This window comes from Niallia laureatilytica, from assembly GCF_046613985.1.
Lineage (GTDB): Bacteria > Bacillota > Bacilli > Bacillales > Cytobacillaceae > Niallia.
In genome coordinates, this window is the sequence record NZ_JBKKHP010000001.1 from 387546 (window position 1) to 402300 (window position 14755).

Annotated in this window: 14 protein-coding genes, 1 pseudogene and 1 riboswitch; of the genes and pseudogenes, 3 read left to right on the top strand and 12 right to left on the bottom strand. The window is 38.7% G+C overall.

All coding sequences use genetic code 11. The features are described 5' to 3' along the window. Window positions 1-36: 36 nt before the first annotated feature. The 9 genes and pseudogenes from ACLIJJ_RS01930 to ribE form a co-directional block, all read right to left on the bottom strand. Window positions 37-969: an ATP-dependent DNA ligase gene (locus ACLIJJ_RS01930; RefSeq protein WP_411410491.1), complete on the bottom strand. Its 933-nt coding sequence runs from the start codon at window positions 967-969 to the stop codon at window positions 37-39. A gap of 136 nt (window positions 970-1105) precedes the next feature. Next, a complete protein-coding gene (locus ACLIJJ_RS01935; RefSeq protein WP_233313510.1) occupies window positions 1106-1294 on the bottom strand; it encodes a hypothetical protein in 189 nt (62 codons plus the stop codon). An 86-nt stretch (window positions 1295-1380) separates the two neighbouring features. Then, on the bottom strand, window positions 1381-2019 hold the full coding sequence (locus ACLIJJ_RS01940; protein ID WP_233313509.1) for an FMN-dependent NADH-azoreductase: 639 nt from the start codon (window positions 2017-2019) through the stop codon (window positions 1381-1383). Between the two features lie 149 nt (window positions 2020-2168). Beyond that, window positions 2169-3158: a diaminopimelate epimerase gene (gene dapF, locus ACLIJJ_RS01945; protein ID WP_233313508.1), complete on the bottom strand. Its 990-nt coding sequence runs from the start codon at window positions 3156-3158 to the stop codon at window positions 2169-2171. A 146-nt stretch (window positions 3159-3304) separates the two neighbouring features. Next, window positions 3305-4540 carry an EAL and HDOD domain-containing protein gene (locus ACLIJJ_RS01950; RefSeq protein ID WP_411410492.1) on the bottom strand — a complete coding sequence of 412 codons (1236 nt, stop codon included), beginning with the start codon at window positions 4538-4540 and terminating at the stop codon, window positions 3305-3307. Between the two features lie 227 nt (window positions 4541-4767). After that, window positions 4768-6063, bottom strand: a complete 1296-nt coding sequence (locus ACLIJJ_RS01955; RefSeq protein WP_233313506.1) for an NCS2 family permease — start codon at window positions 6061-6063, stop codon at window positions 4768-4770. A gap of 234 nt (window positions 6064-6297) precedes the next feature. After that, window positions 6298-6765 carry a 6,7-dimethyl-8-ribityllumazine synthase gene (gene ribH, locus ACLIJJ_RS01960; protein WP_411410493.1) on the bottom strand — a complete coding sequence of 156 codons (468 nt, stop codon included), beginning with the start codon at window positions 6763-6765 and terminating at the stop codon, window positions 6298-6300. Between the two features lie 20 nt (window positions 6766-6785). After that, window positions 6786-7388: pseudogene (gene ribB, locus ACLIJJ_RS01965) on the bottom strand (3,4-dihydroxy-2-butanone-4-phosphate synthase); the annotation flags it as partial. 37 nt (window positions 7389-7425) lie between these two features. Next, on the bottom strand, window positions 7426-8079 hold the full coding sequence (gene ribE / locus ACLIJJ_RS01970; RefSeq protein ID WP_237942306.1) for a riboflavin synthase: 654 nt from the start codon (window positions 8077-8079) through the stop codon (window positions 7426-7428). A 403-nt stretch (window positions 8080-8482) separates the two neighbouring features. Next, window positions 8483-8630, bottom strand: a riboswitch (FMN riboswitch). 183 nt (window positions 8631-8813) lie between these two features. On the opposite strand from ribE, the gene ACLIJJ_RS01975 reads away from it, so the two are divergent. Then, window positions 8814-9629, top strand: coding sequence for an EcsC family protein (locus ACLIJJ_RS01975; RefSeq protein ID WP_233313504.1), 816 nt, complete (start codon window positions 8814-8816; stop codon window positions 9627-9629). Between the two features lie 28 nt (window positions 9630-9657). On the opposite strand, the gene ACLIJJ_RS01980 is transcribed toward ACLIJJ_RS01975, so the two are convergent. Beyond that, entirely contained in the window at window positions 9658-10935 is a 1278-nt protein-coding gene (locus tag ACLIJJ_RS01980; protein ID WP_411410494.1) for an ATP-binding protein, read from the bottom strand. Between the two features lie 64 nt (window positions 10936-10999). Further along, window positions 11000-11845: a helix-turn-helix transcriptional regulator gene (locus ACLIJJ_RS01985; protein ID WP_237941607.1), complete on the bottom strand. Its 846-nt coding sequence runs from the start codon at window positions 11843-11845 to the stop codon at window positions 11000-11002. Between the two features lie 113 nt (window positions 11846-11958). On the opposite strand from ACLIJJ_RS01985, the gene fabF reads away from it, so the two are divergent. Further along, a complete protein-coding gene (gene fabF, locus ACLIJJ_RS01990; RefSeq protein ID WP_233313501.1) occupies window positions 11959-13194 on the top strand; it encodes a beta-ketoacyl-ACP synthase II in 1236 nt (411 codons plus the stop codon). Between the two features lie 84 nt (window positions 13195-13278). On the opposite strand, the gene ACLIJJ_RS01995 is transcribed toward fabF, so the two are convergent. Continuing rightward, window positions 13279-14067 carry a hypothetical protein gene (locus ACLIJJ_RS01995; protein WP_237941609.1) on the bottom strand — a complete coding sequence of 263 codons (789 nt, stop codon included), beginning with the start codon at window positions 14065-14067 and terminating at the stop codon, window positions 13279-13281. 103 nt (window positions 14068-14170) lie between these two features. Between ACLIJJ_RS01995 and ACLIJJ_RS02000 the strand changes: the two genes are divergently transcribed. Further along, window positions 14171-14725, top strand: a complete 555-nt coding sequence (locus ACLIJJ_RS02000) for a YdcF family protein (RefSeq protein WP_233314730.1) — start codon at window positions 14171-14173, stop codon at window positions 14723-14725. Window positions 14726-14755: the final 30 nt, after the last annotated feature.

Genomic DNA, 14755 nt, shown 5'->3' on the forward strand with positions numbered 1-14755 from the left:
AAAGCGTTGCATGAGACTCGCAACGCTTTAAAAAAACTAATTTTCCATTCTGCACTCCAGGGGATCTGCTGTTACGAATGCTTCAATTATAGGATGTCTTAATGTATGATTCTCAATCCATTCTAGAAAACTGACCTTCACTGTAAGCAGCGGCTTTAACCAAACCATATTGCTTTTGTTTGCCATACTCGCAAAAGGGCAGTTGCCAGTTTCAATGGTTTTAAGAATTTTGGTGAGTTCTGCCCAATCCTTATTTGTTAATTTGCCATTGCCGACACTGCCGATATAAACCAAATGATCTGTTTGATCATAAAGACCAAGATGCAGGGAATTGGCTACACCATTTTTATATGTTACTCCGCCTATAACAGCAATCAAGTCATGTTGTTTTTTTCTTTTCAGCCAGCGCTTATCCTTGCCTCCAATGGAGTAGCTGCTTGTCAAATCCTTAAAAACTACCCCTTCTAAATCATTGCTAAGGCAGGCTTGCAGCAGCCCCTCCTTGTCGTGAAAGCTTTCGACAAGCTGCACATGCTCATTCGGTATAAAGTACTTCTTTAAAAGCTCCTGCCTTTCTGCAAGACTATGACCTGTCAGCAACTCGCCATCTAGCTGTATTATGTCAAATACCATATAGGTTATTGGCACTTGTTCTAGCATTCCTCCATTAACGCCGACACTTTTTAGCCGATCCCGTCTCATTACTTCGTAAAAAGATGGCTTCCCTTCCTTTAAAGCAATCAATTCTCCGTCCAAAATAAAAGAAGCTGCTGAAAAGTAAGCAGTTGTATCGATCAGTTCTGGATACTGTTTAGTCCGCTCATTTAATTTACGATTAAAGAGCTTTGTTTCACCAAATTCATGGTATGTTAGTATTCTTGTGCCATCCCATTTCACTTGGGCGATCCAGTTATCACCTGTAGGTATAGTTTCCGTTACGATTGGTTCGAAAGGGACAATTGGTTTCATTGTTTCAGTCCTTTTTTCTTTAAGATTCCTCAAATCGCCTGTTTTTATGCTTTGGCGAACCAAGAAATCACCAGGACTAATTAAAGTATGAATATGTAAGTAAATGAACTAGGAAGCCCTTTCAAATCTAAACAACTTATATATACTTTACACTTAACCCAAAATACACGACAACAGAGGATAGTAAAATAACAGCAAAAAACAAAATTTTTCCTTTGCTAGACCATTTATCCATCCAGCCCCATCTTTTACGATTTCTATCCAATAAGAAGAAATCCCCTGCAACTGCTAATATGATAATAAGGTACACAAAAAAAGAATTCAAAGCTGTTTACCTCCTTCATTTTCCTAGCTGTTTATTACAAATTATACCATAAAAAAAGAGCTGCATTAAAATGCAGCTCCATTAAATTAAAAAGTTTTTGCCAGATCCTTTGCTCGTGCTATGCCGTTTTCCTTGATTTCCTGCGCCTTATCCGGCATTGCTGCATGGCCTTCAATAAACAGACCTTCAAATGTCGGCACCCCAAAGAAGTGCTTAATAATAGCGTTTAAATAGCGGTGACCCATTTCTAAATCGGCTGTTGGACCTTCTGAATAGATGCCTCCGCGAGCTTGAATATGAAGGGCCTTTTTGTCTGTCAGCAATCCGACAGAACCTTGATCTGTATACTTAAAGGTCTTCCCTGCAACAGCAACAGAATCAATATATGCTTTCATAACAGGTGGGAAAGAAAAGTTCCACATCGGTGTGACGAAAACATATTTATCGCCGCCCACAAATTGATCACTTAATTCAGCCAGTCTGCTTACTTTAGACTTTTCTTCATTAGAAAGCTCATCAAACCCTTTTCCTGATTGAAGCTTGCCCCATCCACTGAACACATCACTGTCGATTTCAGGAATGTTTTCCTTATACAAATCGATATGAACAATTTCATCATTTGGATTCTGCTCTTTGTATGATTCAATAAATGCCTGTCCTGCAGCCATGCTGAAGGATTGGGAATGGTCGTGCGGATGTGCTGTAATATATAGTAATTTTGCCATTGTTAATTGCCTTCTTTCCATTAGTTTAGGCACTTATTTTTTGATGAAAGGAAGAAAAAAATACTGCTGTTGCTGTTTTAGATTCTTCCAATCGATAAACATTATTACCAATTAAAAAACCCGGAAGGCAAGTCCTTCCAGGCAAAATTTTATACAAGCTTTTCTTTTAAGTATGTTTGGGCTGCTTCCTGCAGTTTACTGTACTGAGACTCTTCCTGTTCATTGACAACTTTATCATGAAGAATAAAATCACTTAGATTGTTAAGATCTGCTTCCACACCTGCTTCATAAACATATGTTGCATTGCCGATAAGATCAATACGATACTTGCCATCATTTTCATGAACGTAACAGCGGACTTTTCCGCCATTATTGTAGACCTCGATAAATTCACCTGTGTTATTGAAGCCGTTTAAGATGGACACAAGTGATGATGCTGACATAGCTGTTCCGCATGCATTTGTAAATCCAACGCCACGCTCATATGTGCGAACATAAATATTGCCTTTGTCTAATATAGAAACGAAGCTGACATTCACTCCATCAGGGAAAAGTTCATTAGGTCCATTTACATAGCTGCTTATCTCTTCTTGCACCGAAGATTCGATTGTCTCTTTGTCGACAATTGCAATCAGATGAGGATTTGGCACAGCTAAGGCAGTAAATGTAAGCTCCGGATGAAGGCTTTCAATCTTTTCATTTAAAAGCGTCTTCTGCTCGATACGTAATGGCAAATCTGTTGTTTGGAAGGAAACGGGGGAAATCTCCACCAAATATGTTGGAATCTCTGGGAAAATGTCTGCTTCGTTGTTCACTTCAAGATTCGCTTTCATTGTTTCTATAACCGCTTCTTTCACATCAAGAAGTTCACAAACATAGCGGGCAACACAGCGTATCCCATTGCCGCACATAGATGCTTCTGACCCATCTGCATTAAAAACTCTCATGCGGGCATCTGCTTTATCACTCGGCATCACATACAATATTCCGTCTGCTCCTAATTGGGAGCTCCGGTCGCAAAAGGCAATGGCCAAATTTGCGCGGTCTTCTTCTGAGAAGGAATAGCTAGGATTGGAAATCTCGTCGATTATCAAGAAATCATTCCCGCTTCCGTGGCATTTAGTAAGTTTAATATTCATCTGTAATTTCCTCCAACGTTAACTTATATGTTACATTGTACTTCTGCAGTTGCCATTATTGCAATCATAAAACCATTGTTTTATGGACATTCGCTAAATAAATAAGCCTATGTCCTTTTGTTTAGCTTTAGGACACAGGCTCTTCATTACATTTTTTTGTCTTCCATTAATTCTTTTGCCCAATTAAGGGATTCTGCATATACTTTGAACAAGTCTTTTTCCTCAATCCCAAGCTTTCTGCAGCCTTTGCTAATTTGAACCCAGTCTGCTTTTTCGACTGCAAGCACTAGATCAAGCACATCCCTTTGTGTATTGCTTTTTCCAGAGAGCGCATCTATGATTGCTTCATCAAGGGGAACTTGAACTAATATCTCTTCCATATCAAGATTCAAGATTGAATCCATTAATGAAAACATTCCTGTCAAGAAATGTCCGGAGGTATTGATTTTCCCTGGTATGAGTTTTGCAACAGACTCACACATTCTCGCCCTTATAAGACAGTTAGACATAATCTCATACGAAATTCCATTATTCCAGTCTTTTTCTCTTACAGCCAGAACGTACAGCCATTTTTGCAGTTCCATCAGCCCGATAAGAACAATCGCTTGCCTGATGCTTGTAACCTTATGCTTAAGGCCAAAACCTAGTGTATTAATTAATTTAAGGAGCTTGTACGATAAAGAAATATCCTGTTCAATCAAATTAGAAATCATATCAATGTCTGGATCAATGGAACGAATATGTTTGGAGATACCATAATATGTATGAATATAAGCAGGTACATCATGTGTAGACATGATAGAAGGCTTTGAGAAATAATAACCTTGAAAATAATGATAGCCGGCAGTCCTTGCTGTCTCATAATCTTCCCTAGTCTCAAGCTTTTCAGCAACCATCTCTTTGCCAAGCTGTTTGGCGAGGGTCTCAATTTCAATCCTTGCAGCTTCATCCGTATTCATGAAATCAACTTTAATGATATCTGCCGTGATAAGCAATTCATAGGCATATGGATTTGTATTGTCAAAAATATAATCATCCAGCGCAATTTTATATCCTAACGCCTTTAACTCTTTGCATATATTGATTATTTTTCTGCTTGGCTCGACAGTTTCTAATATCTCTATCACGATTTCTCTCGGTTGAAAATATGTAGGCAGCCCTAGATCCAAAAGATTTTCTGTAAAGTTAATAAAACAAGGTTTTCCATCCGATAACTTTTCTATGCCTATATTTAAAAAACTATTTATGATAACATCTGCTGTCGCATGGTCTCCGTCAATATTTGGAAACATATTAACTTCGTTATTTCGATATAACAATTCATAACCGTACACTTCTTCCATTCTGTTGAACAGCGGCTGCCTAGCCACAAAAACTTCCATTGAAATACCTCCGAACTTCTTTTCTACTCATTTCAAAATATTTAGTATTATTCTAATAAACAAGGCCTTCAAAGGCTGTCGAACTCTGTAGCATTTCTAAAAAGTGACTATATGCTCTATTATAATGGGTAATTTAGCTCAGCCCAAATTTATGTGGCAGATTTTCCCCAATATCTTCAATAAAAACTGGCCGCCATAGGCATAAAACCTATAGAAGCCAGTTATTATCAGTGTGTATATTGAAGGACAAAATTTATTAGGAACAAGGAAGAAATGAAGTATAAAGGTAAAGATACTTCTTTTGCTTTTCCGAGCGCTATTTTCAAGATTGGATATAAAATAAATCCAATTGCCATTCCATCTGCAATGCTGTAAGTGAAAGGAATCATCGCAATGATAAAAAAGCTTGGAAAACTTTCACTTAAATCCTTAAGATCTAGATTACGAATATTTTGCAGCATCAGCCCGCCGATAATAATAAGAATCGGTGCAACAGCACTATTCGGAATCAGCTTTATCACAGGGATAAAGAAAGCAGAGCAAATGAAAAGCACCGCTGTCGTAACAGATGTCAGGCCTGTTTTCCCACCTGCAGCCATGCTAGCAGTGCTTTCAACCGTAGATACAGTCGGGCTGCTGCCGAAAAAGCCGGACAGAAAAACAGATACAGCATTTGCTTGAAAAGCTCGTTTAAAACGTTCCGGTTTTCCGATATATTGAACATGATTGGAAACGAGTCCAATATTTTCGAAAACTAATACCATTGATAAAGAGAACACCGCTACCCAAAATGGTATCGTAATAATCTTATCAAAGGACATATGACCAAATACACTCCAATAATCCTTTAACTGTACTGAATCGCCAGCAGCTCCTGTGTCTATCAAACCGAACATCCATGAAATCAATGTTCCAACTAAGATAGTAATCAGGAAGTTCCCTTTTACATTTCTTAAAAATAAGATAATGCTGATGATTAATGTAATGACTGTTGCCAATACATGCAAATCACTAAAGGAACCAAGTGCAATAATAGAATTACTGCCTTTTTGGACAATTCCGCCCTTTTCGAGGCCAATTAGCATCAAAAATAAGCCAAGTCCAACTGTAAGCGATTCTTTAAGGGAAGATGGTATGGACTGACTAACAATGCTTGCCAGCTTTGTAAACGCAATCAGCATGAACAAAAGCCCTGAAACAAACACGACAGCAAGCGCTTCCTGCCAGCTCAATCCCATTGACTGAACGATTGTATACGAGAAAAGCGCATTAATGCCCATTCCTGGTACAAGTAATACCGGTACATTCCCTAGAAACCCCATCAACAAACAGCCGAAAACAGATGTCAAGATGGTCGCGATAATAGCAGCTTCAAGTGGAATTCCAGCCTCTGATAAAATAAGCGAGTTGACAGCGACAATATAGACAACTGTAAAAAACCCAATCAGACCTGCAAAAAATTCCCCTTTGAAAGTAGCTTCGCTTTCTTTCATTTTAAAGAATTCTGTTATATAGTTTTTCATTTATTAAACCTGTTTAAATATAGCCCTCTCCCTACCCGCATCACTCTATAGAAGTTTTACTTCTTTGAACATAAATTTCAGTCCAAAAACTACTTACCACTTTAGGTGAGCCACAATTGAATATGATAGCAGATTTCCATTACTTTGCCAATCCTTTTACAATAAAATTGGCCAAATCCCTTTCCGCTTCCAGAAAAGAATTTGGCCAATAACTAAGATTATATCCTTTATATGTTAAACCATTTCTTTATATAGATTCGCCATTTCAATAGCGTTAGTTGCAGCTTCCCAGCCTTTGTTTCCAGCCTTTGTACCTGCGCGCTCAATCGCTTGTTCAATCGATTCCGTTGTTAATACGCCAAAGATAATTGGTACTCCTGTTGCAAGAGACGTGCTTGCAACCCCTTTAGCTACTTCATTGCTGACAAAATCGAAATGTGGAGTCGCTCCGCGAATAACTGTACCTAAAGTTATAATTGCATCGTATTTATTTGTTTCAGCTAGCTTTTTCGCAGCAAGAGGAATCTCAAATACTCCTGGCACCCATGCAACATTAATATTCTCTGTTTCCACACCATGACGCTTCAAAGCATCTTCAGCACCTGATAATAGTCGTGTTGTGATGAACTCATTAAATCTTGAAACGATGATTCCTACCTTTAAGCCGCTTCCAATTAAATTACCTTCGAATATTCTAGTCATTTTACTGTCTCCTTTTCATCTTCTCTTTTTTGTCTGTATTCTGCTAAGTCTTTTATTGTAATCATTTTCAAATCGAACTTTTGAGCTATTAATTTTAAGTCATCTACTCTAGCCATCGTCCCATCCTCTTTTAAAATCTCACAGATAATACCAGACGGGAAACTGCCAGCCAATTTTGCCAAGTCAACCGCTGCTTCTGTATGGCCATTTCTTGAAAGAACTCCACCGCTGTGTGCAATTAGAGGAAAGATATGACCTGGTCTAGTAAAATCAGCAGCTTTGGCATCTTTTTCTACCATTTTTTCAATTGTCAGTGCCCGTTCAAAAGCGCTGATTCCTGTCGTTGTGTCTTTATGGTCTATACTGATTGTGAAAGCTGTCCCACGAGGATCATTGTTGTTGCTTACCATCGGCGACAGTTCAAGATGGTCTGCAAGCTCCTTTTCTATCGGAACACAGATAAGCCCTCTGCCTTCTTTTGCCATAAAGTTAATCATATCCGGTGTCACTAACTCCGACAGACCGACTAAATCCCCTTCGTTTTCCCGGTCTTCATCATCTGTTACGATGATCAGTTTACCTGCTTTTAAATCTTCTAACGCTTCTTCAATGGAATGAAACATATTATTTCCCCCTTTTTTTGAGTTTAAATGTTTTGCCTTAATAGAAGCCGTTTTCCTTCAAAAAGTCAGGGGTAATGTTGCTGGCACGGCTGCTGTTTGCCTTGTCTCTGTTCATAAACGAATAAAAATATTTTGCCATCATATCAAATTCAAGATTTACGATATCTCCGACCTGCTTCTTACCGACAACCGACTCGGAAGAAGTATGGGGAATGATGCTTACACCTACAGAATGGTCTTTCGTCTCGAAAATGGTCAGGCTCGTTCCGTCCACTGCAATAGATCCCTTCTCTAAAATAAGATGAGAGAATTGTTCTGGGACTTCTATTTCCACGCTAATGCTGTTTTCGATAGTTTTTCTCTCCAATATTCTGCCAACACAATCTATATGGCCTGTTACAAAATGACCACCAAACCTGCCATTTGCTGCCATAGCCCTTTCTAGGTTGACAAACGAACCATTTGTCAGGCGGGATAGAGATGTATCCTTAAAGGTTTCGGGCATTACATCTGCTGTGAATTCATGTTGTTTGAAGCTAGTAACAGTAAGGCAAACTCCGTTTACGGAAATACTGTCCCCTAATTTCATATCTTCCATGATGACTTTCGCTTGTATGGCAAGGACAAGGGTTTTGCCAGTTTTTGAAATATTTTTTACCACACCCGTTTCCTCGACAATACCAGTAAACAATAAGCTTCCTCCTCTAGTTAATATTGCAGGATTTTTATTAAATAGCTGCCTTAACACCATAATTGGGGCGTTTAAAAGCAAATCTAGTTTAGTTATTAATGAGAACAAAATATAAACCGCTGCTGTATGTAATCCAGTTTTTTTCATTTTGACCATTCCTTCATAAAATCATGCAGTGCCTGCCTACAGTTGATAAATCAAATAAAAATAAAAAATCCCGTATAAATATTTATACGGGAGATTGTACAACAAATAAGCGGCTTCATATTTTAAAGGTTACGCCAAAAAAGAGCAGCTTTTTTTGATTTTTAACTAAAAAGTCATCGTCAAAAAAGCGTACCTGAAAATACACCTGTTCATACTAAACACACTTTCATTCCATTTTAGAATGATAGCAGCTTCTGTTTGCCTTCTCCCATCCAGACTATACTGTCGGCTTTGGTTTCTCACCAAATCCACCGTCTTATTATTCATAAGCCGGGTCACGGGCTTAGAGTATTTATACACTCATCACCGCCGGTTGGGAATTTCACCCTACCCCGAAGGCGACCACAACGTCGTGGTCCTTTACTATTTAATTGTTGCTAGTTTACACTAGATATACGCATAATGCAACTACTCTGCTTCAATTTTTTTAGTGCATTTATTTGAGAAAATAAATGTAACTTATTGATAGTATTAGACGTATTAACAATAAACAAACGAAAAATATTTAGTAAGAATGGAGCTAATGTATGACAGAAAATGAAGCTTTTTTATTAAAAGAATTGGATGAAGTGAAGAAATGGGAGAAGGATCAAAGCGGTCTTTGGTTTTGGGAAAAGCTAAGCCGGCTGCCCTTCAAGTTGATTGATAAATTAACACCTGCTTTCATTCAAAATAAAATCGGCCAATTGCTTGATGAAATGGGAAATTACATTCAAAGCGGCGGAAAATTGCTGAGCGACATCTCTTCTTCCAAAAAATATTATAAGCATCTTAACGTTGAAAATTTTGAAGAAGTAAAGGATCTCCCCCTCGTTGAAATGAAAGCAGCTGTCGGAAAGCTCACAAAAAGCCGGAAAACAATAGCAACATTACAAGGTGCAAGTACAGGGATTGGCGGCTTATTTACTTTAGGCATCGATATTCCCTTGCTGCTGTCGATGCAAATAAAAATTCTTCAAGACATCGCCATTTGTTATGGCTATAATCCAAATGAAAAAAAAGAAAGAATCTTTATTATTAAATGCCTACAATATGTTTCTGCAGACGTTATGGGCAAAAACACCATTCTGGACCAGCTATCCCATTTTGATGATAATTCTGAGAAGGTCCAAAGAGAGGTTGTCCTTGAAATGCAAGGCTGGAAAGAGGTTGTATTCGCCTATCGGGATGCTTTCGGCTGGAAAAAGCTATTTCAGATGGTGCCGGTCTTCGGGATTGTATTCGGCGCCTTTTCCAACCGCTCGATGATTCACGACATAGCCGAAACAGGCGAGATGTTTTACAGAAAACGTAAAGTTATCGAGAGGCTAAGCAAACCAACAAATAATGTTGCCGGTGATTAAAAGAGCTGCATACAAAAAAAGAAACGGATCAAGAAGCTTGATCCGTTTTTTCTAGTTTTGCAGGATATAATATCGGGAGCCGAATTACAAATTTAGTGCCGTTTCCTTTTTCACTTTCAACTTGAATGCTCCCTCCCATTTCTTTTATACAATTGTATACAAACATCATACCAAGACCAGTGCCATTTTTTCCTTTTGTAGAATAATATGGTTCTCCCAATCTTGACACTTCCTCCTTACTCATGCCAATACCTGTATCACTTATGGATATCACGGCTTCTTGTTTTTGTTTTATTGTTTTTATCACAAGAATGCCGCTGGAGTGCTCCTCCATTGCCTCGATTGCATTTTTGCATATGTTCACAAGGCATTGGCTGAAATATTGCTGGTTGCTCATAATATGTATGGTGCTTGTCTCCACTTCCATACGTATGGAGCTCTTATTCGCCAGAGGATGAAGCACCTGAGTGATTCGCTGTATTTCTTCTTCCACGTTTAATGCTTCTATTCCATCCATTGGGTTGGGATTAGCAAATGCCAGATAGTCCTCAATTACCTTAACTGCCTTGTCAAGCTCACTTAACGATATGTCTAAATAATTTTTTTGATTATCATTTAAAGCCGTTTCCTGCAAAAGCTGCATAAAACCCTTTACAGATGTCAACGGATTTCGTACTTCATGGGAAATGGAAGCTGCCAGTTGACTGACTGTTTCCATCTTTTGAGCTTGAAATATTTTATTTTGAACGTTCCACAGTTTTTGAATGACCTCTACTACATAAATAATTAAGCATAATACGATAGATTGGATTAGCGCATATTGCAATGCGAGCTTAATAGGAATACCAATACCAGACACCCATCTGACTGCCGCTAAAGTAATTATCGTAGAAAAAATCCCGATTAAAAAGCTGTAAAAGACTTTCTGCTTAATAGATCTCTGCAAGAACCACCTTCGCACAAATAACAGTCCAATCAAATGAATGGGAGCAACAACAAGAGTATTGATTACACCTATTCCATCAAACAAGCTTCTGTATAATATATTTACTAAAGCTAAAACGAGAGCAGCAATGGGACCTCCATACAAGGAACCAAAAATCTGAGCGACCAATCGCAAATCAAAAAGAATACCATTACCAACCTTAATAGGAAAACTTATGCATGCTATAATTGCAGCAGAAGATGATAAGATGAGGAGTGATTTCTTATTTTCCATTTGGCCATTCCTTAAAACAAATAACAGCGGAATAAAGCAGCAAAATAAAAAAAGAAAGAAACCGTTTACTAAAAAGTCGTCAAGCATGATGTATTCACCTTTCTTATCCTTTTTCTTTCATTTTATATGAAGGGAAATTGTTTCACAATGGCTATTTGCTCTCCCTTTTAAGCAGCTGCTTCAGCTTTTCCTCTGTTCCTGATCCATCTACTGGTGTGTAGATGCTGCATCTTAAATCATTCATCCCATGAACCTGAAGCGAAGTGAGATTGTACAGCATTTTCCCAGCCTTTGAATGGCGAAATTCAATCATCACCTCTGGAGCTGAGCTGACTTCACTTTCATTCCACATCACTTCAAAATCAGGGTATTTATCAATCATTGTTTCGATAAACTCAGAGTACCAATCATCTGCCATATACTGCCCTAAGTACGTGCGAAAAATAGAGAGAAAACCTTTAGCGAAATGTTCCCAATTTACAGCTAGGGCTCTTAATTCTTTTCTAGCAAATAACAGCTCAATTAAGTTTCTATTTTCAAGGGAAAGCATATTAAAATCCAAAAAAACTTGTGCAGCTGCTTCGTTCCAGCCGACGATATAGCTTCGCCTGTCTGTAATGATGGTCGGACAGTAGTGAAGTTCGCTCAATATTCTCCTTATAGAAGGTGTAATCAGTTCCCCTTCCTCCATTGGAATACCAGCATTTTTTGTCTCCTCCAATGCCAGTCCAAATAAATACCGCTTTTCATCCTTGTTCAATCGTAATGCATCTGAAACGGCTTCTAATACAGAAATGGACACTTTTATGTCTCTGCCCTGCTCAAGCCATGTATACCATGTGGTGCTTACACCGGCAAGCTGGGCTACTTCTTCCCTGCGAAGCCCTGTTGTTCTTCGCCTCCCGCCTAAAGGCAGTCCGACCATCGCCGGCTGAAGCTTTGCCCGTTTCATCTTTAGAAACTCAGATAATGCTCGCAATCGAATCTCGTCATTCATTCTTTTCACTCCTTTTTAAGATAGTACTATTTATACTAGGATAAACTACAACTTGTAATAGGATAAGTAAACGATAAAATAAAGAAAAAAACAAGCTTTTGGAGGAATGTATAATGAAAAGAGTCGTTGTGACTGGAATGGGTGTTATCTCACCAATCGGAAATAATGTAGAGCAGTTTTGGGAAAATCTCTCTAACGGAATATCTGGCATTCGCAAAATTGACCAGTTTGATGTATCTAATTCCAAAACAACTATTGCAGGAATGATTGCAGATTTTGATGCAGTCGGCAGATGGGGAGCAAAGGAAGCAAAAAAACTGGACCGCTTCGCACAATTTGCATTAGCGGCAGCAGAAGAAGCTTTAAATAGTTCAGAACTTGATTTGGAAGTAGTCGACAAAGAAAGGCTTGGAGTATACGTCGGTTCAGGAATCGGCGGCTTGAACACACTCATTGATAATGTAAATATATTAAATGACAGAGGTCCAAACAGGGTTAGTCCAAATCTAGTTCCGATGATGATTTCTAATGCGGCTGCGGCGCAAATCAGCATAAGGCTAGGCGCATTAGGTCCTTCCCTCTCCCCTGTTACGGCATGTTCCATTGGAAATACGTCAATAGGTGAAGCTTTTAACGCGATTCGCAATGATGATGCAGATATTATGTTTGCTGGTGGTGCAGAAGCTGCCATATCCCCATTATCTCTCGCAAGTTTCGGAAATGCACGAGCTCTATCGACACGAAACGAGGAACCTGAGCTCGCAAGCCGTCCATTTGATGAAGAACGAGATGGGTTTGTGATGAGTGAAGGTGCAGGGATTTTAGTGCTAGAATCATTAGAACATGCAGTTAAACGAAATGCGCCTATCCTCTGTGAAGTAATTGGATACGGAGCAAGCTCTGATGCTTATCATATGGTTGCTTCCCACCCTGAAGGCACAGGTGCTTATTCAGCCATGCGAAATGCATTGAGAAAAGCCAACATTTCACCTGCAGATGTTGACGTAATCAGTGCCCATGCAACGAGCACAAAGGTTGGTGATTTATCAGAAACGCTTGCGATCAAAAAACTGTTTGGCCAAGATGCCTATCGCATACCTGTAACAGCAAATAAATCAATGCTTGGCCATATGTTGGGCGCAGCAGGCGGCGCAGAAGCAGTCGCTCTTATTAAAAGTCTTTTGCATCAGCTTATTCCGCCAACTATCAACTTGAAAAAGAATGACGCTGACTGTGATTTGGACTATGTGCCAAACGAAGCGAGAAAAGCGCCAATAACAATTGGATTATCTAATTCCTTCGGTTTTGGCGGCCATAACTCAGCAATTGTATTGAAAAGCTATCAATAAAGTTAAGGCTGGCAATCACTTTGCCAGCCTTAACTTTATTCCATATGTGTTTGAAAGGAGCAATTCACCAATCAAGTATTTTTATTAATGATCCTTATAAGCAAATATTTTTGCCAATATGGCATAAATATGAATAATATCCTTATTAGAAGCAGAATGATGGATGGAAACAACAGGATGGTTCGGATCTAGAAATCGCTTTTGCCAATCTTTTGGCATCCATCCCTTTTTGACATTTACAATGGCAATGCCTCGTTCATCTTCTAAACAATAATCGGTAAAAGCAAGCGATCTTTTCAAGCACAGCTCTTTTTTTTCATATTTATAAACAGTTTTCGTTGCTTTGTCTGTCCGCTTCTCTTCCAACTTGCTGATAAGCTGTTTTTTTCTGTTTCTAATTTCAACACATTGTTTTTTGACTGTAAACTGATATTGCAGCATGTTTTCCCCATTATAGAACCCATACGTTTTTGCTGTGAATATATCGAAAAACGGCGGCAAATACCATCGAAATAACGTAAATTTGTCATCCCTAATCTCGCCGAGCACTGTGCCCTCACTATCAAAGATAAGCATTCTTAAAGAAGGTGCAGGTAAAAAGGATAACAAGACCGTCTTCGATTGGAGAATAGAGGTAACCTTCTGCGCCTCCAATGTATCTGTAAGCCTCTCACAGCGCCTTCTTTGAATTAAATAAGAGGCAAACGCTGTAATGCTGTATAAGCAAAATGGTATGATTAGAAGAAGAAATAGACGATTCAGCTTAACGCTAATGAACAGTGCAATAAAGAAGATGACTGGAATACAGCTAATAAGGCTCGCGTTTAAGAAGGCAGTGGCTGATTGTCTGTAGTACTTTTCTATATTCATCACAAACATGGCTCCTTACTGATATTTTCCGTTATAATCTAGTATTCTATATTCTATTAACAGCCTCTATCATCTATGATTGATTGGAGTGATATTTTTGAAAAAAATGAAATTCGTTATTATTTTTTGTGCTGTTCTATTGCTTGCTTCTACGTCTTATTATTATGTGAAGATGAAAAGAACTGCTTCTGCTGTTCCCCCTGAAGGTATTCCTTATATCATTATTCTCGGAGCAAAGGTGGATGGTGACGAGTTGTCCAAAGTATTAAAAAACCGGGCTGATGCTGCTATTTCCTACTGGAATAATAATAAACAGGCAAAAATCGTTGTTACAGGAGGCAAAGGAAATGGCGAAAATATAACAGAGGCTGCGGCTCTCAAAAACTATCTGCTCGCAAATAATATTGCAGAAGATAAAATCCTTTTAGAAGATCAGTCTACATCGACGTATGAAAACCTGCAAAACAGCATGGATTTATATAATATTACAGAAGCGGTTATCGCAAGCAGCGACTTCCACCTATACAGGGCTGTCACTATAGCCGAGAAAAAAGGGATGAAGGCCTATCCTCTTGCAGCTAAAACACCCGCTTCTGTTATTATCCCGCTTACTATTCGTGAATTTTTGGCAATTGGCAAAATGAAGATACTAGGTTTTTGACTCTTCTACTAATCGAAAAACCCCAATGGG

What these genes read in the sequence shown, in the direction of transcription:
- ACLIJJ_RS01930 (WP_411410491.1), bottom strand. Translation starts at nt 969, where the DNA reads ATGAAACCAATTGTCCCTTTCGAACCAATCGTAACGGAAACTATACCT.
- ACLIJJ_RS01940 (WP_233313509.1), bottom strand. Translation starts at nt 2,019, where the DNA reads ATGGCAAAATTACTATATATTACAGCACATCCGCACGACCATTCCCAA.
- dapF (WP_233313508.1), bottom strand. Translation starts at nt 3,158, where the DNA reads ATGAATATTAAACTTACTAAATGCCACGGAAGCGGGAATGATTTCTTG.
- ACLIJJ_RS01950 (WP_411410492.1), bottom strand. Translation starts at nt 4,540, where the DNA reads ATGGAAGTTTTTGTGGCTAGGCAGCCGCTGTTCAACAGAATGGAAGAA.
- ACLIJJ_RS01955 (WP_233313506.1), bottom strand. Translation starts at nt 6,063, where the DNA reads ATGAAAAACTATATAACAGAATTCTTTAAAATGAAAGAAAGCGAAGCT.
- ribH (WP_411410493.1), bottom strand. Translation starts at nt 6,765, where the DNA reads ATGACTAGAATATTCGAAGGTAATTTAATTGGAAGCGGCTTAAAGGTA.
- ACLIJJ_RS01975 (WP_233313504.1), top strand. Translation starts at nt 8,814, where the DNA reads ATGACAGAAAATGAAGCTTTTTTATTAAAAGAATTGGATGAAGTGAAG.
- ACLIJJ_RS01980 (WP_411410494.1), bottom strand. Translation starts at nt 10,935, where the DNA reads ATGCTTGACGACTTTTTAGTAAACGGTTTCTTTCTTTTTTTATTTTGC.
- ACLIJJ_RS01985 (WP_237941607.1), bottom strand. Translation starts at nt 11,845, where the DNA reads ATGAATGACGAGATTCGATTGCGAGCATTATCTGAGTTTCTAAAGATG.
- fabF (WP_233313501.1), top strand. Translation starts at nt 11,959, where the DNA reads ATGAAAAGAGTCGTTGTGACTGGAATGGGTGTTATCTCACCAATCGGA.
- ACLIJJ_RS02000 (WP_233314730.1), top strand. Translation starts at nt 14,171, where the DNA reads ATGAAATTCGTTATTATTTTTTGTGCTGTTCTATTGCTTGCTTCTACG.